The following is a 22,916-nucleotide window of genomic DNA, read 5'->3' as shown; positions in this document are numbered from 1 at the left end:
GGAGTTTTAGAACAGGTCGTTCTGGTACTTGTCGTCGACCATGTCGTACAGGGCACCGTTCACGAGGTCGCCGAGGCTGTTGTTGATCTTCTGTGCCTGTTCGGCGATGCTGAGGGTGTAGAAATCGCCGCCGAGGGTCACTGCTTCGGCGAGGCCGCGGGTGTCGCCTTCCCAGAGCTTGGCCCGGATCACGGCTTTTCCGCATTGGCCGAACACCTCGCGCACCCGGACGATCGTCGCGAGCACCGCGGGTTTGCTGTCCGCGCTGAGCATGCCCAGCAGTTCCGGGTCGTCGGTGACGAAGGCGTCGCCGTTGACGCGGATCACCTCGCGCACGCCGGGCACGAAGAAGACGAGCCCGATCGACGGGTTGGCGGTGATGTTTTCGAAGGTGTCGGCCAGTTTGTTGCCGGGACGGTCGGGGATGGCGAGCGTCCACGGGTCCAGGATCCGCACGGAACCGGGCGGGTCGCCTTTCGGGCTGACGTCCACCATGCCGTCCGCGCCGATGGTGGCGGCGCAGAAGAACGGGCTGTGCGCGATGAACCGGATGGAGAATTCGCCGAGGTAGGTTTCCTTTTTCTCGGCGATGAACTGGTCCGGGAAGCCGATGATCTCCCGGATGCGCGCCATGCTGATCGGCGTGTAGCCGTCTGCCGCGGTGGTCATGATTTCTCCCTTCACAGGTCGAGGACCAGACGTGGGGTGCAGGCCCGGGACACGCAGATGAACATCCGGTCGCCCGCCGCCTGCTCGCTCGCGGAGAGGATCCCGTCGCGGTGGTCGGGGACGCCGTCGAGCACCTTGGTTTCGCAGGAACCGCAAATCCCGGACCGGCATGAGGTCACCGTCCGGATGCCTGCCTTGTCGAGTGCGTTGACGATGCTTTCGTCGGCACCGACGGACACGGTCTTCTTCGAGGCCGCGCATTCCACTTCGACCGGCTTGTTCTCCGCCGGGGCGAGTTGCGGGGCCTTGAACCGTTCCAGGTGCAGGGCTTCGGCGGGCCAGTTCTCCGCCGCGGTGTCCAAATCGGACAGCAGGGAAGCCGGGCCGCAGGCGTAGACCTTCGCGCCCGCTTCGACGGGCTTTTCCAGCTCGGCCAGCGGAATGCGGCCGGTGGTGTCCGACGGATGACAGCGCACTCGCTTGCCGTACCTGCCGAGTTCGCCGAGAAAGGGCATCGACGCGCTGGTGCGGCCGCCGAAATACAGCTGCCAGTCCGCGCCCTGGGCTTCCGCCGCGCGGACCATCGGCAGGATCGGCGTGATGCCGATGCCGCCCGCCACGAAGACGTACGAACCGGCGGGGCTGAAGCCAAAATTGTTGCGCGGGCCTTTGATCGAGATGCGTTGTCCAGGGCGGAGAAACGCGTGCACATATTCCGAACCGCCGCGGCTGGCGCGTTCCCGGCGGACGCCGATCCGGTAGTAGGAGCGTTCGCCGGGCGGGCCGCAGAGCGAGTACTGCCGTTCGAGGCCGTTCGGCAGCACGAGGTCGATGTGCGCGCCCGGGGCCCAGCTCGGCAGCGGGTTCCCGGTTACCGGCGCCAGGTCGAGCGAGACGACGCCGTCGGCCTCCCAGCGCAGCTGCCGGACGAAGACGTCCAGCTGGCCGGCGGTTCCGGCATTCGGGGCCATGGGCTGCCTCCTTTGTTAACGTTGTTACTTGCCGCCTCGCCGAGGGTATTGGTAACGTCGTTAACATGTCAACCGAGACGAAACGGGCGGGGATCGCGGCGACGCGCGCCGAGCGGGCGGTGCGGGAGGCGCTGGACCTGGTCGACGCCGGCGGGCTGGAATCGCTCACCATGCGCCAGCTGGCCGACCGGCTCGGGCTGCACCTGCCGGCGATCTACCGGCTGTTCGACGGCAAGGACGCCCTGATCGACGAGATGGCGGAGGCGATCCTCGCCGGGGCGGTCGAGAATTTGCCCGCAGAGGACGCCGGCTGGGAGAGCCGGGTGCGGAGCCTGGCGACCGGATTGCGTTCCGCGCTGCTCGCGTATCGGGACGGGGCGCGGATCGTGGGCGGGAACTACGCCGCGAAGCGCAGCAATCTGACCTATGTGGACACTCTGCTCGGGTGCATGCTCGCTTCCGGATTGCCGCGGAAGCACGCGTTTTGGGCGTCTAGTGCGGTGTTTTGCTACGTGCTGGGGGAGGCGCTCGAGGAGCAGGGCGCCACGGGGGACGAGATCGAGGTGCTCAAGGGGGTGCTGGGGGCGCGGCAGTACCCGCATCTCGAGTCGGGGCCGGTGGAGTCGCTGCTCGATTTCGACGAGCGGTTCGAGTTCGGGCTGGACCTGCTGCTCGCCGGGGTGCGCGTCAGGGTTGGGGGCTGATCCCCGCCACCGCGATCCGGAACAGCCGCTTGGCCTCGCCTTCCGGGTCGGGGTGGCGCTCGGTGGTGAGGGTGATGCCGACGATCAGCGCGATCAGGTCTCCGACGGTCACCTCCGGCGCCACGGCACCGTCGCGGGCCGCGTGGGCCACGAGCGGGGCGGCGGACTCTTCCAGCGTCATCGAGCAGGAGTTGCCGTGCGCTGGGTCGGGCGTGTCGTACGCCAGGGCGGCCGCGAGGCCGCGTGCCGTGACGCAGTAGCTGACCACGTCGTCCAGCCATTCGAGAAGCGCACGGCGGCTGTCGGGTTCCCCGGCCAGTTCTTGGGCGCGCGCGGCCAGCAGCGCGATCCGCTCTTGTGAGACGGCTTCCAGCAGCGCGTGCCGGGTCGGGAAGTGGCGGCGCACGGTCGCCGAGCCGACCCCGGCGGTGCGCGCGATCTGTTCCAGCGACGCGTTCGCCCCGTGTGCGGCGACCTCCTCCTCGGCCACTTCGAGGATTCGCGCGTAGTTGCGGCGCGCGTCCGCACGTTGCTGGCCGGGCATGGCGTGACCTCCGGGTTTGCTAAGTGGCGGGCCCCGCCGTATCGTAGCGGACACGAAACGGCGGGGTCCGCCACTTAGCGTTTTCGAAGGAGAGTCATGGCTGAGCAAGCACCGGTTCTGGTCGTCGGCGCGACGGGACGGCAGGGCGGCGCGACCGCTCGCGAGCTGCTGGCGGCGGGAGTGCCGGTCCGGGCTTTGGTCCGGGCCCCGGGGACCGAGCGGGCGAAGAAGGTTGAGGCGCTCGGGGCTGAACTGGTCCGCGGGGATTTGCACGACCGGGACAGCGTGGTGCGCGCGGCGAAGGGCGTGCGGGCGGTGTTCAGCGTGCAGATGCCGGATATGAGCGGCGCTGAGCCGGATTTCGCCGGTGAGATGATTCAGGCGGTGAACCTCATCGAGGCGGCGAAGATCGCGGAGGTGCCGCAGTTCGTGCACACGTCGGTGAGCGGTGGCGGGCGGCCGGAGCTGAGGGAGGAGCGCTGGGCGTTCCTGGCTCCGTCGACGGGGACGAAGGCGGCGATCGAGGACCGGCTCCGCGCGGCCGAATTCCCGCGGTGGACGTTGCTCAAGCCCGGGTTCTTCATGGACAACTTCCTGCCGTCCATGAAGTACGTGTTTCCGCGCGGCATCGAGGGCGGCCTGGTGACGATTCTCCGTCCGGACACGAAGTTGTCGCTGGCCGCGACGCGGGACATCGGCCGGGCGGCCGCGGCGGCGATCGCGGAGCCGGAGCGGTTCGACCGGGTGGAGCTGGAATTGGCGAGCGACTATCTGTCGATGGCCGAGATCACGCCGATTCTGTCCCGGGTGCTGGGCGTGCCGCTGACCGTGCCGGACATGACAGCGGACGAGGCGCTCGCCGCCGGGATGCCGCCGATGGGGTTCTCGCACTCGATGCTGAACGAGCTGGGACAGCCGGCGCGGCCCGAGTTCGCGCGGGAACTCGGGATTCCGCTGACCTCCTTCGAGGAATGGGCCGACACCGCTATGCGGGCCTGAACGCTTGGTGCAACAGGGATTCCAAGTCTGCGCGGGGCACGGGCCGAGGGTTGGCATAGGGGTTGGCCAGCACCTCGTCGACGACCCGGGCCAAGTCGGATTCCGTGACGCCTAGGGCAGCGAGGGTGGTCGGGGCGCCGGTGCTGGCGGCGAGTTCAGCCAGGAAGGCCGCCGGATCGTCGGTGTTCAAGGCCCGCGACAGAGCTGCGGCCGCGGCCGGGGCGGCGGGCAGGTTGAAGGTGGCGACGTGCGGGAGCAGGATCGCGTGGGTTTCGGCGTGCGGCAGGTCGAGCATTCCGCCTAATACGTGACACAGTTTGTGGTGCAGGCCCATGGTTGTCGCGCCTAGGCAAGCGCCGCAGAGCCAGGCTCCGCGTAATGCGTTGGCTCCGGTGAAATTCGTAGCTAGGTCGCGTACGCCTTGTTCGGCCATCGCGGCGATCACCGGGGAGGAATCCGGGGCGTAAAGGGCTTCGACGGCGTGTGCGATGGCGTTGAGGCCGCTGGTCGCGGCTACGGTCGCGGGCAGGCTGGCGGTGAGTTCTGGGTCGTAGACCACGCTGCGGGGCAACACTTTTCGGTCTCGACCGGTCTGTTTCTGATTGTTTTCGGTGAGTCCCCAGATCGGGGTCATCTCGGAGCCCGCGTACGTCGTCGGGAGCGCGACGATGGGCAAGTCCAGTTGCAGGGCAAGGGCTTTGCCCAGGCCGATCGTCGAACCGCCGCCCGCCGCGACGCAGCCGTCCGCGCCTAGTTCGGTGGCTGCGTGCGCGGCGGCGGCGACGGTCGGTACCGGGACGTGCGGGCGGGCCTGGTCGAAGATTCCGGCGGCGCGATCGCCGAGGACGGCGGCCACGCGGTCGGCTAGGTCGCGTTGTTCCGGAGTGGACAGAACGAGAATCCGGTGCAGGCCAAGGCGATCGGCTTCTTCGGCGAGCCGGGACAGCGTGCCGGTGCCGAAGACGACTCGCATGGGAAGGGCTTCGTAGGTGAAGGAGTCCATCACTCTCCCTCCGGGGCGAGGCGGATGTCGAAGTGGGCTTCGCGATGGGAGCCGCGGTCGGCGAATTCGGTGATCAGGCTTCGCTTCACGGCGAAGACCGCGTCGCTGTCCAGGTATGGGCTGTCCGCGACGAACATGTGCGTGGTCAGGGAATGGTGTCCGGCGGCTTCGGCGATTACGTGGACGTGCGCCGGGCGGTACGGATGGCGTCCGGTCGCGTTCAGCAGGCGGCCGACGGGGCCGTCGGTGGGAATCGGGTAATGGCTCGGGACGACGGTGCGGAACCAGAATTTTCCTTCGCTGTCGGTGCGGAATCGGCCGCGGCCATTGCCGGGTGGTTGCCGGTCTGGCTGCTGGACGTCGTAGAAACCGTCCGCGGAGCACTGCCAGATGTCCACGCTCGCGCCGGGCAGCGGGGTCCCGTCGGTGGCGCGGACGGTGCCGGTGATGACGCACGGGGCCCCGGTGCCGAGCAGGTCGATCGAATCGCCCAGTTCGCGTTGCGGGGATTCGGTGAGATGGAATGGGCCGAGCACGGTCGCTTCGGTGCCGCCGTCGCTGTCGTTGAGGGTTTCGACCAGCATGGACACGCCGAATACGTCGGACAGCAGCACGAATTCCTGCCGGGCGGGGCCGCAGGTGTGGCCGATGTCGGTGAGGAATTCGATGGCCTGCTCCCATTCGGCCATCGTCGGGCGGACTTCCCGGACAAGGGCGTGCAGATGCCGGGTGACGGCGGTGAGGATTTCCGCGAGCCGCGGGTCAGCGGTGGCCGAGAAGCTGTTTATGACCGCTTGTTCGGCTGAGGTTTCCGTGAAATCCACAGTGGTCAGTCCTTCTTCTCGCGGAAGCGGTCGGCGAACCAGTCGGCGACGTAGGCGGTGCGTTCGGCGGCGTGGTTGTAGATGGTGTGCTCGCCGTCGGGCCACTGCTTCAGGTCGGCGCGGCCCTCGGCGGCGGCCAGGAACGGTTTCTGGTCCGCAAGCCGGATAATGGGGTCCTCGTCGCCGTGCAGGACGAGCAGTGCGCCGCGAATCCGGTCTTCCGGCTTTAGCGCGAGACGGTCGAAATTGTCTTGGACGGCTTGGTGGTCTTGGGTGCCGAGCATGGCGCAGGCTTGTTCGTCGAAGGTCCGGAAGCCCAGCAGCCGGGGAGCGGCGGGTGCGCCGTTGACGCATACCGCGGTGACCCGGTCGTCGGACGCTGCCGTGGTGGCGGCGTAGAGGCCGCCCATGCTGTTGCCCCACAACCCGATCCGATCGCTTGCCGCGTGGCTGACGAAGGCCGAGTACGCGGCCCGGACGTCGGCGTCCAGCAGGATTCCGCCGCGCATCCGGGTTTCGCCTTGCCCGGGGCCTTCGGCGAGCAGGGCCGCCATTCCGCGCTGGGCGAGTGCGTCCGCGATCGGGAGATAGGTTGCGCCCCAACCGCTTTGCCCGCCGAATACCACGACGGTCCCGGTGATCGGGCCAGCTGGACGGATCAGCCAGCCGAACAGCGTTCCGCCGGCGAAGGGCAATTCCAGCCGTTCCCAACGAGGGGCAGCGAGTTCGGCGGCGCGCGTGATGACGGAGGTGAATCGTTCGTAGAGCGCGACTTTGCGCGGCTCGTCGAAGTTGTACGCCATTTGCGCGAAAAGCAGATCTGCGGCGGCGTAACGCAATTCCGCCAGCGCCGTGACCGGGTGGGTCGGGGAGCGGGTGAGCCGGGCGTCGGCGAGTTGTTCGGCGGCGACGTCCCACGGTTGTCCGGCGGCCGTGCGGGTTTGCAGGGCGAGGATGTCGGCGTAGTCCATGCCGCCGTCCAGCAGCCGGGTCGGCGGCATCGCGCGCCAGAGCGCCTCGGTCCGGCTCATGCTGGCACCGCCGCGCTGAGCTGCTGACGGAGCTGGTCGACGGCGGAGGGCAACTCGGCGAGGGGACCGGCCCAGAAGAGGTGGAAGTCCGGACGGCTGAGGAAGGCTTCCGTCCCGGTCGAGGCGAACCAGCGTTCGTAAGTCCCGTCGAGATCCTCGACGGTGTCAGTCGCGATCGTCACGCCGAGCTGGGCGAGGAACGCACGCTGACCCGCGTCGAGCACGTCGGCGAGATCTGCCCGGCACACCAGGCTGAACCCGCCGCCAACGACGTCGTCGAACCGGCCTTCACCAGCGGAGGTACGCACAATCCCTTGCGGGGCAAGCGTTCCGGCCAACGGGTTGTTCGGGTGGACAACCCCGGCGGTGATGGTCGGGAACGGCGGCGGAGGCGGGACGTCGCCGCGCCGGAAGGCGTCGTCGCGGGCGGCGGCCTCGGCCGGATCGTGTGTGTTGGCGACCTTGCCCAGCGCCGTCGAGATCTCCGTGATCGCGGTGGCGTGCGGTTTGCGTTCGGCCTCGTAGGTGTCGAGCAGCTGGTCGCCGGCCAGGCCGCGCAGGACGAGATCGAGCTTCCAGCCCAGCGTGATCCCGTCGCGCATGCCCGAGCACGCGCCCTGCCCGAGGTAGGGCGGCGTGGTGTGCGCGGCGTCCCCGGCGAGCAGGACCCGGCCGCGCCGCCAGGATTCGGCGATCCGGCCCTGGAAGGTGTACACGACCTGGCGCAGGATCCGGACGTCCGCGCGGCCGAGACCGTGCTTTTCGCCCAGCCAGCGCCAGGCGAACTCCGGGTCCTCATAGGCCGCGACGTCCTCGTCGGGCAGCACCGCCAGCTCGAATCGCTGCCTGCGGTAGCCGATCGGCATGTACATGTGGCCGCGCGCCGGGTCGCAGAACTGGGTGACCTGGCTGAAGCGCTCCGGCAGCGGTCGCAAGCGTTCGGTGTCGATGTTCAGCCACCGGTCATGCACGCCAGTGTCGCTGCGCTCGATGCCCAGCGTGGCGCGCACGAAGCTGCCGGCGCCGTCCGCACCGACAAGGTACTTCGCGGTGACGGTGCGTTCTTCGCCGGAATGGGACCACTGGCCGGTGCGATCCTTCGACCACGGCCGCGCGGTCAGCTGCACGCCGTCGGCGTCCGCGCGCAGGTTGACGGCCGACCAGCCCTGGTTGACCTCGGCGTTCCCGGTCGCGCGGACGTGCCGGTCGATCGCGTCCTCGATGTCCGGCTGGTAGATGGACAGATGCGCCGGATGCCCGCACGACGTGCCCCGCCAGTCCAGTTCGATGAGCGGTTCGCCGTCCGCGCTCAGGTAGCGGTAGTTCGGCAGCGGCATGGCGTCGCGCAGCGCGTGGGCGAGATCGCCGGTCGCCTGGACGATCCGCGCGGTCTCGCCGTCGATGTGCGTCAGCCGGGGCAGTCCGTACAGCCCGGGCCAGCGTTCGAACACCGCGACGCGGTGGCCGCTTGTGCCCAGTGCCGAGGCGAGGACCAGTCCGGTCGGTCCGTAGCCCACGATTGCGACGTCGAAGTCGTGGTGCATGTGTTGTCTCCCATCGGGAAGGAATCCCTGGGAGGAGGTTAGGAACGTTCGCCCGCGCCGCCGATCCGTTCCGCGACAGGCCGATCCGCCGCGCGACACGAATCGTCAGCGCAGGGTCTCCGACGGCCGCACGCCGTACCGCGCTTGATACACCCCGGCGAATCGGGGCACGTGACTGAATCCCCATTTGTACGCGATTTCGGTGACCGTCGTGCCGGGCGGCGCGGATCGCAGATCGTCGTGCGCGCGGGCAAGGCGAATGTTCTGCACGTATTCGCGCGGGGTGCAGCCGACGTATTCCTTGAAATGCCGTTGCAGCGACCGCGGCGTGGTTCCGGCCTCGAGCGCCAGCCGTTCGAGCGACAGCTCGGCCGACGGATCCCGTTCGATCAGGTCGATCGCCCGTTTGACCGGCGACGAACGTCGCGGGCTCGTCCGCCGGTGCTCCAGTTCCCGCTGGTAGTTGTGCGGTTGGGCGAGCAGGAGCCCGGTCATCAGGAACGGCGGCCACGGGCTGTCGCCGCCCGCGCCGGCGAGCCCGGCGGGCTGGTCGAGGTCCCGCAGCAGGAGCTGGACGGCCTGCGCCCAGGACGCGGCGGCGGGCCGGGCCAGGTCCATCCTCGGCCGGAACCGGATCGGTGCCGCGATCGGCCGGTCGAGCAGCTCCTCGAGGTGCCGTTCCAGCGCGTGCCGTTCGACGCGGACGTGCAGCTGGCGGTAGCCGTCGGACAGCGCCATGCGCGCGACCATGCGCGGCGAGAGGATGCCCGCGGTCCCGGCGTCGACGTACACCTCGTCGCGGTCGGCGTGCAGCAGGTTGGTGCCGCCGAGGGCGAGGTTGACGTCGTAGTAGTCGACCTGTTCGGTCAGCTCCACCCGCAGCTCAGCGCCGGTATTGCGGCAGTAGACGAGCGTGACCGGGCCCAGTTCGACCTTCGCGACGTCGGTCTGCAGTCCCTCGTCCCGCCCGGCGGGGGAGAGCCGGTGCGGGGTGAGATACCGGGAGGCGGCGGCGCGGAACTGTTCCAGGTCGGCGGTGTGCAGCACGGAGAACCGCGAGAGAGTCGCCATCCGGCCGCACCGCCTTTCCGCTGCTCCGGTCCATGATAAGCCGTTGCTCCGTTCGGGTCACCCGGCTGGCGCGAGGGCAATTCGGCCCTGGTGCGGCGGGTCCGGATCTGCCGGTTTCGCGCTGGCCGGGCCTGATTGTTTGTTACCTTCTTGGCTCGGCATCCGCGGCCAGCCGGCCAGTGAGGAGCGTTTCGATGGCCGCTGTCCAGCCCTCCTCGGGGAGACGCCGGGCGCCGCGTGATCCCGACGCCACCCGGCGGGCGCTGGTCGACGCCGCGCTCACCCTGTTCGAACAGGACGGTTTCCACGCGACCTCGGTACAGAAGATCGTCGACACCGCACGGCTCACCAAAGGCGCGTTCTACTACCATTTCGAGACCAAAGAGGACGTGCTGCACGAAATCCACGACGAGTTCATGGATTTCCAGCTGCGGCGGATCCGCGAGGTGCTCGCCGACGGCGGCGCGCCGGAGCAGGTGCTCCGCCGGGTGATGACCGAGGTGCTGGTCGAGCCGATCGGCATCTACCGGTCTGAGATTTCGATTTTCCAGCAGGAACGCCGGTTTCTCTCCAGCGAAGCCTTCGCTTCGGTCGAGCGCAAGCGTGAGGAGTTCGAAGCGCTCGTTACGCAGGTGGTCGAGCGAGGGATCGAAAGCGGCGCGTTCAAACCGGTCGCGACCGCGCGCGTGCTGGCGTTCGCGGTGATCGGCGTGGCCTCGTGGGCACACACTTGGCTCGATCCGCGCGGCGCGATGACGCCCCGGCAGATCGGCGACGCGTTCGGCGAGATCGTCGTCGCCGGGCTGCGCACCGGGGCGCTTCCGGAGGGCCGCGGCTGAACCACGGCCTGGCACGGCGGTCTGCTTTCCCGGTAGAAAGGAAAGATCTTCGGGGAGGGAGCACCCAGTGAAGGTCCTTCTGCGCAAATTTGTCCCCATCGCGGCGGCCGCGGTCATGGCGGTCACGCTGGCGCAGCCCGCGGCGGCGAGTCCGGCCCCCGGTCCGGCGGCGTCGCCGGAATGGCGTGTCGCGGACGGGAAACTGGTCTGGACCGCGCCGAAACCGCTGTTCGGCGACGGTGCGGTGGAATTCTGGTCCGGCGGGAAACTGCTCGGCCGCGCGCGGCCGAGCCCGGATCTGCGGACGTTCTCGCTGCCCGCGGGCGGGATCCGCGATCCGCGCGGGCTGGAGGTGCGCGTCGGCGGCCGTTCGTTGACCGAAGCGCCTCGGGCGACGGCGAATCAGCCGTCCCCGGCGCCGCTGCCCGCGTTGCCCGCCAATGCGGTGGATCCGGGTAAACCAGGGCAGTACTCGACAGTGAAGGGCGAGTACTCGCTCGACCCGGTGCGGCTGCCGGGGCTGGACGGGCCGATCGAGATGCAGGGCCTGGTCGTCGCGCCGAAAAACGCGCCGGGGAACCGGCCGCTGGTGGTGTTCCTGCACGGCAGGCATCAGCCCTGTTACAACCCGAACGATCCGAACGACTTCTCGGTCGCGTGGCCGTGCAAAACCGGGATGCTGCCGATCCCGAGCTACCGCGGTTACCAGCAGACTCAGGAATTGCTGGCGTCGCAGGGATTCGTGACCGTGTCCATTTCGGCCAACGCGATCAACGCGCTCGACCACGCGGCGGAGGACGGCGGGGCGCAGGCCCGGTCGTCGCTGGTCCGGCTGCACCTCGCGCACTGGGCGGACTGGTCCGGCAGCGCGCGGGCGAGCGCTCCGCAGATCGTGCGGGATTCGGCCGCGGCGGATATGTCGAATGTGTTGCTGGTCGGGCATTCCCGCGGCGGCGAGGGCGTGAACAGGGCCGCGATGGACAGTTTGTATCCGCCGCCGGGCGACACCGGGTTCCCCGGGCCGGTCCGGTGGAAGATCCGCGGCAACGTCTTCATCGCGCCGACTGTGTTCGGGCTCAACCCGGTGCCGGACGTCCCGTCGGTCACCTTCCTGCCTTCCTGCGACGGCGACGTATCGGATCTCCAAGGGCAGCAATACATCGACGGGGCGCGCGGCGTCAGCCGGGACACGGCATTGCACAGCGCGCTTTATGTCTCGGGCGCGAACCACAATTACTTCAATGCCGAATGGACTCCGGGCGTCGCGGTGGCTCCTGCCAATGACGATTTCTACTCTCGCGAACCGGACCCGAATTGCTCGCCCGGTATGCCCGCGCGGTTGACCGACGCGCAGCAGCGGGCGGTCGGCGCGACCTATGTCGCCGCGGCGGCGCAGCTGTTCCAGAAGCACGATCTGCGGGTGCAGCCGTTGCTGGACGGTTCGGGTGTGCGTGCCCCGTCGGCCGATCCGGCGCACGTGCTGACGCATGCGCTCGGCGGCGCGCGGACGCCAGTGCTGGTCCCGGATTCGTCGACCAAGGTCACCGGCAGCGGAGACGTCTGCCAGCAGGTCGGGCCGGATCAGCGGTGCCTCACTGGTCCGGCCAAGTCGCCGCATTTTGTCGGGCTGGAGGACGCTCCCGATCCGACCCGTGCCGCGGTGCATGTGCGTTCGGCGGGGGCTCCGGCGCAGATCCAGTTGCCCCGTCCGCTTTCTTCCGGCGGCGCGCGGGCGCTGGCGATGCGGGTCATCGCGCCGGAGAACGCCCCGGCCGAGTCGTTCGACGTCGCGGTCGCGGATTCCCGGGGCAAGCGCACGAAACTGGGCTCGTTCACGGTGACCGGCCTCGCCGGGACCGAACGGACGAAATCGTTCTGGGGACAGGAAGTCCGGGTCCCGCTGCCGCCGCACCAGGAGGTGGCGAGCCTGGAACTGACGCCGCAGAAGGCAGGCAGCGAGGCATGGCTGCTGGACGCGTACGCGTGGCGGCCCGGTCTGCCCGAACCGAGCGCGGCTCCGCTGACGCGGGTCGACCTCGGCTCCCTGACGGTCAAGGAGGGCGATTCCGGCTCGAAGACGTACCAGATCCCGGTCACGGTGACCGGGGACGGCGGCGGTTCGCTGCGCGTCTTCCGGGCTGACGCGACCTCGCCGGCGTCGGTGAAGTGGACGTATCAGGCGGTCACGCTCGCGCCGGGACAGCACACGATCGACCTGCCCGCGACGGTCGTTGGGAACACCCGGTGGAGCTGGCCGTACCGGCTGCTGGCCGGCGTGAAAGCCACCCACGGCACGGTCGTCGGGGCTGCCGAGGGCGCGGTGAACGTCGAGAACGACGACCCGGAACCGGTGGTGAGCGCCGGCAAGACGGACGCGTCGGCGGTCGAGGGCGCCGCGCTGGCCTGGCCGGTCACTCTGTCCGCCGCGGCCGATTCGGACGTCTACGTGGCGGCGGAAGTGAAAGCGCCGAAGACCGGACCGGAGCTGATGACCTCGGATATCGACCCGCAATGGCTGATCGAGCACGGCCTGGACCCGAAGAAGCCGCAGCCGTTGTCGGCGACCAACGTGACGGTGGGGGTGCAGATCATGGCGGGGAAGCTGAGCGCCGACCTGACGATCCCGACGGTGCGGCACGACGGGCCTGATCCGGCGAAGCATGTGTTGCTGCAGATGACGGAATCCCACCCGGCCGTCGACCTCACCGGGACGGTGACGGACGCGGGCTGAGGCCGCTGGTCAATCCTCCTGGTCCGGGGCGCGGGCCAGGAGGATTTTCCGTGCGCGCCCGCCGGTTTCGCGGAATCCGTGCCGCAGGTAGAACGCGTGTGCGCGCGTGTTGACCGCGAGGACTTCGAGGGCGAGTTCCTGCCTTCGCTCGGCCGCGACGCCGATCAGCCACCGGAGCAGCCGTCCGCCGATTCCCTGGCCTTGGTAGCGGGGGTCTAGTTCGATCCGGCCGAGGTAGACCTGCGCCTGCCGGTAATCGACCACGAGCAGGCCCGCGTCCGTGCCGTCGACGGTGATCACCTGCCACCGGCCCGGGGTGAAGGCACGATCGTGGTCGGCGCGCTGGGCATGCGCGCCTCCGCCGATCGGAAGCATTCAGAGTAGCGCGGTCAGTTGCCTGCTAGGGGCGGCGTGAAGTCATCAACCGCGTGATGAGCGGCGTTGACCCCAACCCGTGCAAAGCCACACTGCCGAGGACGCACACCACGGTCAGCGTCAGCACCGTGTCGCTCGCCTCGCCGGACAGGCCGTTGATCGCCAGCAGTCCGAACACGATCGACGTCGTTCCGCGCGGGCCGAGTGCGCCGACCAGGAACCGGTCCCGGTGCGGCATCCGGGTGCGCGTCAGCGACAGCATCACCGGGACGATCCGCAGCACAGTCAGCGCGAGGAGGCAGAACACGATCGGCTGCCACGGGATGCCGAACGACACCACGACCACCGCGGCCGCGCCGACGACGAACCACATTGCCATGGTCAGGATTCCGGTGACCTCTTCGAGCAGTTGCAGATCCTCGGACGGCCGGGTGAAGTGCTCCCGGGCGGGGCTGGCCGGCGTGCGGAGGTGCCGCGCGGCGAAGGCGCGGTAGACGTAGCGGAAGGCGATCCCGCACACGAACGAGGCGACGAAGCCGTTGCCGTCGATGGCGACCGTGGCCGCGTAGGCCAGCAGGGGCGTCGTCAGCACCGCGATGCGCCGCCCCTGTCCGGACGTCCAGCCGGAGCGCACGGCGAGGAACAGCAGGAAACCGATCACCGTCCCGATGATCGCGCCGGCGACGATTGCTTTGATCGCGAACGGCAATGCGGTCGCGAGCGCTTTTCCGGCGGTGTCCGCGGTATTGTCGCTGCGCGCGAGAATGAGTGCGAACAGGAACAGCGGCGAGACAAGCCCGTCGTTGTAGCCGCTTTCGACATTCAGCACGCTGCGCACTTGCGGGGTCAGGGTTTTGTCGCGGACAACGCGTTCGGCGGCGGCGAAATCGCTCGGGATGACGATGCACGCGACGATCAGCAGCAGCGGCCACGACAGATCCGGGAAGAACGCCCAGCCCGCCAGCATGGCCAGTGCGAGGCTCAGCGGCAGCGCGAGGAACAGCACCCGCGCGACGAGGCTCGGCGCGTGGCCCCACAGGCGTCCGCCGCGGACCTCGGTGGCGTCGACGAAAAGCAGCATCGCGAGAATGAGTTCGGCGACGTGCTGCGCGATTTCGGTGTTGAACACCTCGAGCAGTTTTTCCGGATTCGCGAACAACGCGGTCGCGACCCCGCAGACCACCATCAGCACGGGTGCGGCGATGTTCCACCGGTCGAGCTGCTTGGCCGCGAGCGCGCGCATCAGGACCGCGGCGGACAGGACGATCAGTGCGGGAATCAACATCGTACGTCCGGCTCCACGGATTTGGGTTGCGCCCAGCCGATTCCGGCCGCTGACGCTCCACAGTGTACCGATCTGGGCCCGCCCGATCCGGTGATCCGGGTGTACGTCACGTCCACCCGGAATCGGGCGATGGGTGGACGATTCGGCCGGCTGCGCGCCTTAGCGTCGGAAACGCGGGTGTTCCGGCCCGCCTGAACCGACGGAAGGCCGCGATGACCGACGCTCTCATCATGGGCGGGATCCTGCTCGCCCTCGTTCTTTTCACCCAGGTGGGCCGCCGCAGGCACAACCTGGTCATGGGCATCATGCCGTTCGTTTCGTGCACCGTCATCGGGGTGCTGTACTTCACCGGCGGGATCGCGATCACCGCGCCGAACGTGCTGGCCGGGCTGGTCGGCGCGGTCCTCGGGGCGGTCGCCGGAGCGGGGCTGATCGCCACCACCCGGGTGGAGCGCAGTCCGGTCACCGGGCGCGTGCAGACCTGGGCGGGCTGGCCGTACCTGCTGATCTGGCTCGCCGTGCTGGTCGGGCGGCTGGTGTTCGTGTGGGCGGTCGAGAACGTGCGCCCGTTCGCCGCGCGGGTCGGCGAGTTCCTGGTCAGCACGCAGGTGGACAAGGACGGGGTGGGGCTGTTCTTCGTGCTGATGGCGCTGGCCATGGTCGCGGTGCGGGCCGGCGGGGTGCTGTGGCGGTCGCGGCGGCTGGAATCCGCCGACGGGCAGCCGGTGCGGGCCTGACTACGCTGAGCAGCGGACAGGGGGAGGAGATCGCGATGACTCGGTTGCCGCTGGTCTTGCTGCGGCTGCTCACGCCGGTCGCCTTCGTCGCGATCCTGCTCACCGCGCGGCCCGCGGCGGAGTGGGAGTGGGTGCCGCTGGCCGCCTCCGCCGCGAGCGGGCTGGCCTTCGGCGCGCTGGACCTGCGCTGGCCGCGTGCGGCCGGGGTGCTGCTCTCGCTGGCCGCGCTCTTCGGCGCGATCGTGACGGTGGCGGACGAGAGTCTGACCGGGCCGTCGCTGGTCTGCTTGTCCTTGCTCGTGTTGTCCTCGCTGGCCGCGATTCGCCCGGCGGAGATCGTGACGGTCGCCGCGGTACTGGGGGTCGCGGTGACCGTCGGCGGGTACTTCGCCGGTCAGCCGGGCGGTCTGGTGGCGGGGAACGCGCTCGCGGTGGCCGTCGTGGTGCTGCTCGGGCTGAACCGGCGGCAGTACCGGGTGCAGGCGCGACAGGCCAGGGACCTGCTGGACCAGACGCGGCTCACCCAGGAAGCCGTGGCGCGCGGGGCGACGCTGGAGGAACGCGCCCGGCTGGCCAGGGAGGTCCACGACATCCAGGCGCATTCGCTGTCGGCGCTGTCGCTGCATTTGCAGGCCGCGGCCCGGTTGGTCGCAGAGTTGCCGTCGCCGGAGGAGAAGCTCGCCGCGTGCGTGCGGAAGGCTGGCGAATTGGCGCAGGAAGGGTTGATCGAAACGCGGCGCGCGGTGCATGCGTTGCGCGGCGATCCGATGGCGTTGCCGGAGCTGTTCGGTTCGCTGCCGGACAACGCGTCGATCCAGGTCACCGGCGAACCCCGCGAACTCGCCGCGGACGTCACGCTGCTGCTGTACCGCACTGTCCAAGAAGGACTTTCCAATGCCCGCAAGCACGCGGCGGGCGCCCCGGTGTCGGTCGAACTGTCCTATCTGGACTCTTCGGTGACGATGACGGTCGTCAACCGGTCTGGATCCAGCTCCGGCCTGTCCGGTGCCGGGTACGGCCTGACCGGCTTGCGCGAGCGCGCGGAACTGGTCGGCGGCGAGGTGACCGCGGGTCCGGATGGCGCGGGCTGGCGGTTGTCGGTGAGGATCCCGGCATGACGATCGTGCGCGTGCTCGTGGCCGAGGACCAGCCCGCTGTGCGGGAGGGCCTGGTGCTGCTGGTCGGGCTGCTGCCGGACATCGAGGTCGTCGGACAGGCGGGCGACGGTCTCGCGGCGATCGAGGAAACCGCGCGGCTGCAGCCGGACGTCGTGCTGATGGACCTGGACCTGCCGCGCTGCGACGGCGCGGCGGCGACCCGGCGGATCGTCACGGACCTGCCGGGCACCCGGGTCGTCGTGCTCACCACCTACGCGGACAGCGCGTCGATCGTGCGCGCCCTGGACGCGGGTGCGGTCGGCTACGTGACGAAGGCGGCGAACGGCGACGAAATCGGCCGCGCGATCCACGCCGCGGCTGCCGGGCAGACCGTGATGGACCTGGCGGTGCAGCGGACGCTGCTGGCGGCGGCCCGGCGTCCGGCCGCGCCGCCGGACCACGGGCTGACCGCGCGGGAGGTGGACGTGCTGAAGCTGATCGCGGCCGGACGGGGGAACCGGGAGATCGCGCGGGAGCTGCGGGTCAGCGAGACGACGGTGAAGACGCACGTGAACCGGATTTTCGCGAAGACGGGGTGCGGGACCCGGGCGCAGGCGGTGCGTTACGCGCATGAGCACGGTTACGCGGACTGACCGGGCCGGGTCTGCTCAGCGCGCGAACCACCCCGCCGAAAAGACCGGAGCCTCCCCGGCCACCGCTCGTCGGCACCACTCCGCGACCGCCTCGCCGATCTCCGCTGGGCTGAGCGACGACGTGTCCAGCACCGTCATCGCCCACTCCGGACCCGGCACGCGGCCGATCCAGCGGTCCCAGCGCATTTCCGGCCAGGCATCGGTCGTGACGGCTTCCGGGACGTGTCCGGGGTCGTGAGCGTGCGCACGCAGCCACGCGGCGAACCCTTGGTGCAGGGGGATGGTCTGGCTCGGCTCGCCGCGGCGGGCGAGCCGAGCCAGATGGGCCTCGTCGTGGACGTCGAGCAGGCAGGCGGCGATGTCGATCCGGTCCGCGCTCGGCGCCGCCAGCGCCTCCCCGACCGGCACCGGATCGCCCGCGAACAGCAGGTGCCTGCCCTCGGCTTCGAGCGCGATCGCGCGCTGGACCGCGGCTTCCACCTGCTCCTGCCGCCACGCGACGGTCGGCACGGCCGGGATCGGCCCGAGCGTGCACAGTTCGGCGGTCTCGTACGTTTCGCCGAGCAGATGCCGGGCGTGCAGGCGCGCGGTGGTCTTGCCGACGCCGGACGCGCCTGACACGAGCAGCAACATGGCCAGCGACGTTACGGCTTACTGCCCGGAACGCTCCACTGAATTCTCGCGTACGTACCGGGTCAGCGTGGCCGCTCCGACGCGTTCGGCCGAGACGCATTCCAGGTGCGTCGGACCGGTGCTGCCCGGGAAAAGGCGGGTGCCGGTGCCCAGGATGGTGGGGAAGGTCAGCAGCCGGTACTCGTCGATGAGGTCCGCGGCCATCAGCGTGTGCACGACGCTCAGGCTGCCGGTGGCGACGACGTCGCGCTGTTCCCGTTTCACCGCGTCGATCAGGCCGCCGTCGAGGACTGCGGAGTTCGGCCACGCGCTGGTGTCGGCGAGGGTGCTGCTGGCGACCAGCTTGGGCACGGCGTTCATCCGCTGGGAGAACTCGTCGTCGCGGTGCGGCCACAGACCGGCGAACAGCTGCCAGGTCTTGCGGCCGAGCAGGAGGACGCCGTCGTCCAGCGTGCTCCCGAGCCGGAATTTGTCGCCCGCGACGGTCTCCGGGCCGTGCCGGAACGCCCAGCCGCCGCTGGGGGCGCTGCCCGGGTCGGACGCGATGCCGTCGAGGGTGACGAACGAGATGACGATGACGCTCATGGCGGAGGTCCCTTCGGTCGGTGTCGCCAGTACTTACCGGCGGCACCGGGCGAACTCATCGGTCTCCAGCGGTTGACATGGTCACGGCTAGGGGAGTGTCGTTATCGCGACGAGACCTGGCCCCGGGGGAAGGCGGACTATCTCATGAACGAAGCGCACCGCGAACTGCTGAGCCGTCGGGTGTTCCTTGGCGGAGCGGCGGCGGTTGCCGCGGCGGGCCTGGTGCCCGGCCGCGCGTCCGCCGAGTCCGACCTTGCTCGCTGGCGCGGGCGGGCGGAGTGCGTGACGATCACCCGCGACGACTGGGGGATCCCGCACGTCAAGGGCCGGACCGACGCCGACGCGGTGTTCGGGATGATGTACGCCCAGGCCGAGGACGACTTCAACCGCATCGAAACCAACTACCTGACCAATCTCGGCCGGCTTGCCGAGGCCAACGGGGAGAGCGCGATCTGGCAGGACCTGCGCCAGCGGCTGTTCGTCGATCCCGAGGTGTTGAAGCGCGATCTCTATCCGCGTTGCCCGGCTTGGCTGCGCAAGCTGATGCAGGCGTGGGCGGACGGGCTGAACTACTACCTCGCGACACATCCCGAGGTGCGGCCGCTCGTGCTCACCCGGTTCGAGCCGTGGATGGCGCTGAGCTTCACCGAAGGCAGCATCGGCGGCGACATCACGCGGGCATCGCTTCCCCGGCTCCAGGCCTTCTACGACAACAAAGCGGCGCACGCTGCCGAGGAGCCCGAGCCGCCGCGCGAGCCCACGGGTTCGAACGGCATCGCGATCGCACCGCACCGCACGCGCGACGGCCACGCGCTGTTGCTGATCAACCCGCACACCACTTTCTATTTCCGCTCGGAACAGCACGTGACGAGCGGCGAAGGACTCAACGCCTACGGCGCGGCCACCTGGGGGCAGTTCTTCCTCTATCAGGGCTTCAACGAGAACGCCGGCTGGATGCACACCTCGACCGGCACTGACAATGTCGACGAGTTCGCCGAAACGATCGTGCGGGCGGCGGACGGCGGGCTTTTCTACCAGTACGGCACCGAATCGCGGCCGGTGACGAAGAAAACGATCACCCTGTCCTATCGCACCGCGGACAGCGGACCGGCGCGGCGCACCTTCACCGTTTTCGCCACGCACCACGGCCCGATCGTGGGCGAGGCGGACGGCAAGTGGATCGCGTTCGCGCTGATGAACAAGCCGGTCGAGGCGTTGCAGCAAAGCTATTTGCGCACCAAGGCGCGGAATTACCGGGAATACCTCCGGGTGGCGGAATTCAAGGCCAACAGCTCGAACAACACGATCTTCGCGGATTCAAAGGGCGAGATCGCCTTCCTCATGCCGCAGTTCATGCCGATCCGCGACGATCGTTTCGACTATGCGAAGCCCGTCGACGGCAGCAACCCGGCGACCGACTGGAAAGGGCTCTACCGCCTCGAAAACCTGCCTCAGGCGGTGAATCCGAAGAACGGCTGGGTGTTCAATACGAACAACTGGCCGTGGACCTGCGCCGGCCCGGACAGCCCCCGAGCCGCCGACTATCCGCGGTATTTCGACCAAGCCGGCGAGACCGAACGCGGACCGCACGCCGCCCGGTTGCTGAAGTCGCACCCCGTCTTCACTCCGCAGACGCTGCGCGACGTCGCCTTCGATTCCCATCTCCCCGCCTTCGCCCCGGACGCGGGCGACGGGGAACCGATCAGCGGCCTTGTGTCGCAACTGGTCGAGGCATGGAACAAACTGCCCGGGGACAGCGCGCGAAAAGCGAAACTCGCCGACCCGGTCGGCCTGCTTCGCGACTGGGACTGCCGCTGGAGCGCGGACTCGACCGCGACGTCACTGGGCATGTTCTGGGCTGTCCTGCCCCGCGCCACCGACGAGCAGCGGCTCGCCTCGCTGGAGACGGCGATGGACCAGCTCACGCGCGATTTCGGCAGCTGGCGAGTGCCGTGGGGCGAGATCAACCGGTTCCAGCGCCTCGACGACGCGATCGACCAGAGGTTTGACGACACGAAGCCGAGCATCCCGGTGCCGTTCGCTCCCGGGGCGTCGGGTTCGCTCGCGTCGTTCGGGGCAAAACCGCAGCTGACCCCGTCCGGTGGCACGACGAAGCGTTACTACGGCACTAGCGGCAACACTTTCGTGGCGGTGGTGGAGTTCGGGCCGAGGCTGCGCGCCATGGCGGTGCGCGAGGGCGGCGCGAGCGGGCATCCCGACTCGCCGCACTTCACGGACCAGGCCGAACGGTATGCGAAAGGTGATCTGCGGCCGGTCTACTTCTATCCGGAGGATCTCGAAGGACATGTTGAGCGGAGTTACCGGCCCGGCGAGTGATGGGGGATTCGGCGCGGCTCCCGTCAGGACCGGCGCGAGCGGCGGTAGCGGGATTTTGGTCTGTGAGGGGCCGGAGGGAATCTGATTCCCATGCCAGGGACTTAAGGCGGCGTTATAGGTGCGGTTGAGGTGCGTTTGCTCGGCCGATGGGGTCCGCACGGCTCTTGCCGGGTTCAGTGTGGGCGGCGGTAGCGGGGTTTGTCGTCTGTGGGGGGACCCTTGAGGGAATCTGATTCCCTCAAGGGTCCCCCCACGGACTCGCAGAAACGGTAACCCGGGTATCAATCGGGCATTTCGCCGTAATTGGCGTCCTTTGTGGACGGTCGCCAGGACGGTTCCGCCTAGCTCAAGCCCTTGAGCCCCCGGCATCGGCGATCAGGCGCGCAAGGGCGGGTGCTCCCTCTCCGCTAAGAAATCCTGCCCGGCAACTCGAACGCCTCGAACACGCGCGGATCGGCGAACACGACATTGTGCGAAACCCGCCCGTCAACAACGGTGAAGACCTGCAGCGTGTGCAGCCGCCCGTCGGAGGTGTAGGCGGCGAGCGCGGGCTGGCCGTTGGCGGTGAGGCGCCGGACGGTCCAGCCGGTTCCGCGCATCTCGAACACCCGGTGCATGAACCGGCCGTAGTCGGCGCTGCCGCGGAACCAGAGCGGGACCGGCGGCATTTCCAGGATCGCGTCGTCGGCGAGCAGGCGGACGAGCGCCTCGACGTCGGCGGCCTCGAAGGCTCGCGCGTACCGGTCGATCACCGCCTGGGTCTCCGCGTCGTCCGGTTCGGCGATCTCGTCCATGCCGCCCGCGTCGGCGAGCGTGGCGCGGGCTCGTTGCAGTGCGCTGTTGACCGCGGCGACGGTCGTCTCCAGTTGCTCGGCGACCTCGGCCGCGCTGAACTCGAGCACCGACCGGAGCACGACGACCGCTCGTTGCCGCGCCGGGAGAATCTGCGTGGCGGCGATCCACGCTAGCCGCAGTCCGGCGCGGGTGTCCGCTTCGCAGCGGGCGTCTGGAAACGGCTGCAACCACGGGACGTCCATCGACGGTTGCAGCGGCGCGCCCGGGTCGTCGCTGGGGCCGCCGAGGCCGGTGGGCAACGGCCGCCGGGCCCGGCCCTCCAACGCGGTCAGGCAGACGTTGGTCGCGATCCGGTACAGCCAGGTCCGGACCGAGGCGCGCGCCGGGTCGTACCGGTCGCGGGCTTTCCACGCGCGCAGCAGCGTTTCCTGCACCAGGTCCTCGGCCTCGTGAAACGAGCCGGCCATCCGGTAGCAGTAGGCGGTCAGTTCGCCGCGGTGCGGTTCGAAGTCCACGGAAGTCATCATCCGACGCGCGCGACGCTGAGGAAACGGTCGACCACCGGATTGTTCTGGTGATCGGTGCGCGAGATCGCCGAGACGGTCGAGAACGCGCCGGGGTCGGCGAGGGACAGGTAGCGCAGCCCGGGCAACCGCAGCGCGCGCAAGGCGTTCGGCACGATCGCGATGCCGGTGTCCGCCGCGACGAGGCCGAGCATGGTCGGGAACTGGACGGCCTCCTGGACCACGCGCATCCGGAAGCCGGCGCGCAGGCACAGCGTCTCGATGTGGTCGTGCAGCCGCGAGACGCGCGTGCGCGGGAAGGCGAGAAACGGCTCGTCCGCCAGCTCCGCCATCTCGACGGTTTCGTTGTCCGCCAACGGATGCGTCTCGGACACGGCCACGATCAGCCGTTCGCGGCCGAGCGGGTGCACGGTCAGTCCGGCGGCTTCGCCGACCTCGCGGGCGATGCCGACGTCGAGCTGACCGTCGCCGAGCGCGGCGATCTGCGCGTCGGTGGTCGATTCGTTCAGTTCGAACCGGACATTCGGCCATTGCCGGCGCATCTCCAGCACCGTGGCGGGCACGATTTCCAGCGCGGCCGAGCTGACGAACCCGACCCGCAGCAGCCCGAGTTCGCCCCGCGCGGCGTGCGCGACCGCGGTGAGCGCGTGCTGGCTGTCCGCGAGCACCCGGCGGCCCTCGGCGAGCAGCACCCGGCCCGGCTCGGTCAGTTCGACGCTGCGGGTGGTCCGCAGCAGCAGCCGGACGGACAGCTCCTTCTCCAGCTTCGCGATCTGCTGGCTGAGCGCGGGCTGGGCGAGGTGCAGCCGTTCGGCCGCGCGCCGGAAGCTGCGTTCCTCGGCGACCGCGACGAAGTAGCGAAGCTGGCGGAGTTCCACGCCGGTGATAATGGTTCCTTATCAGTGCGTAGGCAATAGATACTTCACTCTGTGTTCCGCGCGACTTAGCGTCATGGACGACAAGCA

General features: G+C 69.3%; 22 protein-coding genes. 8 read left to right on the top strand and 14 right to left on the bottom strand.

Annotated features, from left to right (window positions below; translation table 11 throughout):
* Positions 1-6 precede the first annotated feature (6 nt).
* On the bottom strand, positions 7-669 hold the full coding sequence (locus tag RPX00_RS47205; RefSeq protein WP_406635938.1) for an MSMEG_1061 family FMN-dependent PPOX-type flavoprotein: 663 nt from the start codon (positions 667-669) through the stop codon (positions 7-9).
* Positions 670-680: 11 nt separating this feature from the next.
* Positions 681-1,640: a PDR/VanB family oxidoreductase gene (locus tag RPX00_RS47200; RefSeq protein ID WP_406635936.1), complete on the bottom strand. Its 960-nt coding sequence runs from the start codon at positions 1,638-1,640 to the stop codon at positions 681-683.
* Positions 1,641-1,705: 65 nt separating this feature from the next.
* Between RPX00_RS47200 and RPX00_RS47195 the strand changes: the two genes are divergently transcribed.
* Complete coding sequence (locus RPX00_RS47195) at positions 1,706-2,344, top strand: TetR/AcrR family transcriptional regulator (protein ID WP_406635934.1); 639 nt, start codon at positions 1,706-1,708, stop codon at positions 2,342-2,344.
* Here the strand turns inward: RPX00_RS47195 and RPX00_RS47190 are convergent.
* Entirely contained in the window at positions 2,328-2,888 is a 561-nt protein-coding gene (locus tag RPX00_RS47190) for a TetR/AcrR family transcriptional regulator (protein WP_406635932.1), read from the bottom strand. The two genes, RPX00_RS47195 and RPX00_RS47190, sit on opposite strands and share 17 nt — an antisense overlap.
* 96 nt (positions 2,889-2,984) lie before the next feature.
* On the opposite strand from RPX00_RS47190, the gene RPX00_RS47185 reads away from it, so the two are divergent.
* A complete protein-coding gene (locus tag RPX00_RS47185) occupies positions 2,985-3,887 on the top strand; it encodes an NmrA family NAD(P)-binding protein (protein WP_406635930.1) in 903 nt (300 codons plus the stop codon).
* Here RPX00_RS47185 and RPX00_RS47180 read toward each other — a convergent pair.
* The 5 genes from RPX00_RS47180 to RPX00_RS47160 all read right to left on the bottom strand — a co-directional run bounded on the left by RPX00_RS47180 (position 3,874) and on the right by RPX00_RS47160 (position 9,360).
* Positions 3,874-4,890: a maleylacetate reductase gene (locus RPX00_RS47180; protein WP_406635928.1), complete on the bottom strand. Its 1,017-nt coding sequence runs from the start codon at positions 4,888-4,890 to the stop codon at positions 3,874-3,876. The genes RPX00_RS47185 and RPX00_RS47180 overlap by 14 nt on opposite strands.
* On the bottom strand, positions 4,890-5,714 hold the full coding sequence (locus tag RPX00_RS47175) for a dioxygenase (RefSeq protein ID WP_406635926.1): 825 nt from the start codon (positions 5,712-5,714) through the stop codon (positions 4,890-4,892). The genes RPX00_RS47180 and RPX00_RS47175 overlap by 1 nt, the downstream gene beginning before the upstream one ends.
* 5 nt (positions 5,715-5,719) lie before the next feature.
* On the bottom strand, positions 5,720-6,745 hold the full coding sequence (locus RPX00_RS47170; RefSeq protein ID WP_406635924.1) for an alpha/beta hydrolase family protein: 1,026 nt from the start codon (positions 6,743-6,745) through the stop codon (positions 5,720-5,722).
* A complete protein-coding gene (locus tag RPX00_RS47165) occupies positions 6,742-8,289 on the bottom strand; it encodes a bifunctional 3-(3-hydroxy-phenyl)propionate/3-hydroxycinnamic acid hydroxylase (RefSeq protein ID WP_406635922.1) in 1,548 nt (515 codons plus the stop codon). Before RPX00_RS47165 ends, RPX00_RS47170 begins: the two co-directional genes overlap by 4 nt.
* 105 nt (positions 8,290-8,394) lie before the next feature.
* Positions 8,395-9,360, bottom strand: coding sequence for an AraC family transcriptional regulator (locus RPX00_RS47160; protein ID WP_406635920.1), 966 nt, complete (start codon positions 9,358-9,360; stop codon positions 8,395-8,397).
* A gap of 194 nt (positions 9,361-9,554) precedes the next feature.
* On the opposite strand from RPX00_RS47160, the gene RPX00_RS47155 reads away from it, so the two are divergent.
* Both RPX00_RS47155 and RPX00_RS47150 read left to right on the top strand, forming a co-directional pair.
* Positions 9,555-10,199, top strand: coding sequence for a TetR family transcriptional regulator (locus RPX00_RS47155; RefSeq protein ID WP_406635918.1), 645 nt, complete (start codon positions 9,555-9,557; stop codon positions 10,197-10,199).
* A gap of 67 nt (positions 10,200-10,266) precedes the next feature.
* Positions 10,267-12,930, top strand: coding sequence for a hypothetical protein (locus tag RPX00_RS47150; protein WP_406635916.1), 2,664 nt, complete (start codon positions 10,267-10,269; stop codon positions 12,928-12,930).
* Between the two features lie 9 nt (positions 12,931-12,939).
* On the opposite strand, the gene RPX00_RS47145 is transcribed toward RPX00_RS47150, so the two are convergent.
* Both RPX00_RS47145 and RPX00_RS47140 read right to left on the bottom strand, forming a co-directional pair.
* Complete coding sequence (locus tag RPX00_RS47145) at positions 12,940-13,305, bottom strand: GNAT family N-acetyltransferase (RefSeq protein ID WP_406635914.1); 366 nt, start codon at positions 13,303-13,305, stop codon at positions 12,940-12,942.
* Between the two features lie 25 nt (positions 13,306-13,330).
* Positions 13,331-14,590 (bottom strand): cation:proton antiporter, encoded by a 1,260-nt coding sequence (locus tag RPX00_RS47140; RefSeq protein WP_406635912.1) that lies wholly within the window; start codon positions 14,588-14,590, stop codon positions 13,331-13,333.
* A gap of 212 nt (positions 14,591-14,802) precedes the next feature.
* On the opposite strand from RPX00_RS47140, the gene RPX00_RS47135 reads away from it, so the two are divergent.
* Genes RPX00_RS47135 through RPX00_RS47125 form a run of 3 tightly spaced genes read left to right on the top strand, consistent with a single transcriptional unit; the run spans position 14,803 to position 17,077 of the window.
* A complete protein-coding gene (locus RPX00_RS47135; protein ID WP_406635910.1) occupies positions 14,803-15,327 on the top strand; it encodes a DUF1453 domain-containing protein in 525 nt (174 codons plus the stop codon).
* Between the two features lie 35 nt (positions 15,328-15,362).
* Positions 15,363-16,445: a sensor histidine kinase gene (locus tag RPX00_RS47130; protein WP_406635908.1), complete on the top strand. Its 1,083-nt coding sequence runs from the start codon at positions 15,363-15,365 to the stop codon at positions 16,443-16,445.
* On the top strand, positions 16,442-17,077 hold the full coding sequence (locus RPX00_RS47125; RefSeq protein WP_406635906.1) for a response regulator: 636 nt from the start codon (positions 16,442-16,444) through the stop codon (positions 17,075-17,077). Before RPX00_RS47130 ends, RPX00_RS47125 begins: the two co-directional genes overlap by 4 nt.
* A gap of 15 nt (positions 17,078-17,092) precedes the next feature.
* Here the strand turns inward: RPX00_RS47125 and RPX00_RS47120 are convergent, their stop codons facing one another.
* Positions 17,093-17,710, bottom strand: a complete 618-nt coding sequence (locus RPX00_RS47120) for a hypothetical protein (RefSeq protein ID WP_406635904.1) — start codon at positions 17,708-17,710, stop codon at positions 17,093-17,095.
* An 18-nt stretch (positions 17,711-17,728) separates the two neighbouring features.
* Entirely contained in the window at positions 17,729-18,295 is a 567-nt protein-coding gene (locus RPX00_RS47115; protein WP_406635902.1) for a dihydrofolate reductase family protein, read from the bottom strand.
* Between the two features lie 144 nt (positions 18,296-18,439).
* Between RPX00_RS47115 and RPX00_RS47110 the strand changes: the two genes are divergently transcribed.
* Positions 18,440-20,632, top strand: a complete 2,193-nt coding sequence (locus tag RPX00_RS47110) for a penicillin acylase family protein (protein ID WP_406635900.1) — start codon at positions 18,440-18,442, stop codon at positions 20,630-20,632.
* 407 nt (positions 20,633-21,039) lie between these two features.
* Here RPX00_RS47110 and RPX00_RS47105 read toward each other — a convergent pair whose 3' ends face one another.
* On the bottom strand, positions 21,040-21,951 hold the full coding sequence (locus tag RPX00_RS47105) for a sigma-70 family RNA polymerase sigma factor (protein WP_406643334.1): 912 nt from the start codon (positions 21,949-21,951) through the stop codon (positions 21,040-21,042).
* Positions 21,951-22,829, bottom strand: coding sequence for a LysR substrate-binding domain-containing protein (locus tag RPX00_RS47100; RefSeq protein ID WP_406635898.1), 879 nt, complete (start codon positions 22,827-22,829; stop codon positions 21,951-21,953). Before RPX00_RS47100 ends, RPX00_RS47105 begins: the two co-directional genes overlap by 1 nt.
* Between the last annotated feature and the right edge of the window lie 87 nt (positions 22,830-22,916).

Origin of the sequence: Amycolatopsis sp. WGS_07 (assembly GCF_045278895.1) — a bacterium.
Taxonomy (GTDB): Bacteria; Actinomycetota; Actinomycetes; order Mycobacteriales; family Pseudonocardiaceae; genus Amycolatopsis.
Note: the sequence above shows the minus strand (reverse complement) of the source record. Positions and strands in the feature narration are given on the sequence as shown.

Excerpts from the sequence above, each read along its gene's own strand:
- RPX00_RS47205 (WP_406635938.1), bottom strand. The coding sequence starts at position 669 with ATGACCACCGCGGCAGACGGCTACACGCCGATCAGCATGGCGCGCATC.
- RPX00_RS47200 (WP_406635936.1), bottom strand. The coding sequence starts at position 1,640 with ATGGCCCCGAATGCCGGAACCGCCGGCCAGCTGGACGTCTTCGTCCGG.
- RPX00_RS47195 (WP_406635934.1), top strand. The coding sequence starts at position 1,706 with ATGTCAACCGAGACGAAACGGGCGGGGATCGCGGCGACGCGCGCCGAG.
- RPX00_RS47190 (WP_406635932.1), bottom strand. The coding sequence starts at position 2,888 with ATGCCCGGCCAGCAACGTGCGGACGCGCGCCGCAACTACGCGCGAATC.
- RPX00_RS47185 (WP_406635930.1), top strand. The coding sequence starts at position 2,985 with ATGGCTGAGCAAGCACCGGTTCTGGTCGTCGGCGCGACGGGACGGCAG.
- RPX00_RS47180 (WP_406635928.1), bottom strand. The coding sequence starts at position 4,890 with ATGGACTCCTTCACCTACGAAGCCCTTCCCATGCGAGTCGTCTTCGGC.
- RPX00_RS47170 (WP_406635924.1), bottom strand. The coding sequence starts at position 6,745 with ATGAGCCGGACCGAGGCGCTCTGGCGCGCGATGCCGCCGACCCGGCTG.
- RPX00_RS47165 (WP_406635922.1), bottom strand. The coding sequence starts at position 8,289 with ATGCACCACGACTTCGACGTCGCAATCGTGGGCTACGGACCGACCGGA.
- RPX00_RS47160 (WP_406635920.1), bottom strand. The coding sequence starts at position 9,360 with ATGGCGACTCTCTCGCGGTTCTCCGTGCTGCACACCGCCGACCTGGAA.
- RPX00_RS47155 (WP_406635918.1), top strand. The coding sequence starts at position 9,555 with ATGGCCGCTGTCCAGCCCTCCTCGGGGAGACGCCGGGCGCCGCGTGAT.
- RPX00_RS47145 (WP_406635914.1), bottom strand. The coding sequence starts at position 13,305 with ATGCTTCCGATCGGCGGAGGCGCGCATGCCCAGCGCGCCGACCACGAT.
- RPX00_RS47140 (WP_406635912.1), bottom strand. The coding sequence starts at position 14,590 with ATGTTGATTCCCGCACTGATCGTCCTGTCCGCCGCGGTCCTGATGCGC.
- RPX00_RS47135 (WP_406635910.1), top strand. The coding sequence starts at position 14,803 with ATGACCGACGCTCTCATCATGGGCGGGATCCTGCTCGCCCTCGTTCTT.
- RPX00_RS47130 (WP_406635908.1), top strand. The coding sequence starts at position 15,363 with ATGACTCGGTTGCCGCTGGTCTTGCTGCGGCTGCTCACGCCGGTCGCC.
- RPX00_RS47125 (WP_406635906.1), top strand. The coding sequence starts at position 16,442 with ATGACGATCGTGCGCGTGCTCGTGGCCGAGGACCAGCCCGCTGTGCGG.
- RPX00_RS47120 (WP_406635904.1), bottom strand. The coding sequence starts at position 17,710 with ATGTTGCTGCTCGTGTCAGGCGCGTCCGGCGTCGGCAAGACCACCGCG.
- RPX00_RS47115 (WP_406635902.1), bottom strand. The coding sequence starts at position 18,295 with ATGAGCGTCATCGTCATCTCGTTCGTCACCCTCGACGGCATCGCGTCC.
- RPX00_RS47110 (WP_406635900.1), top strand. The coding sequence starts at position 18,440 with ATGAACGAAGCGCACCGCGAACTGCTGAGCCGTCGGGTGTTCCTTGGC.
- RPX00_RS47105 (WP_406643334.1), bottom strand. The coding sequence starts at position 21,951 with ATGACTTCCGTGGACTTCGAACCGCACCGCGGCGAACTGACCGCCTAC.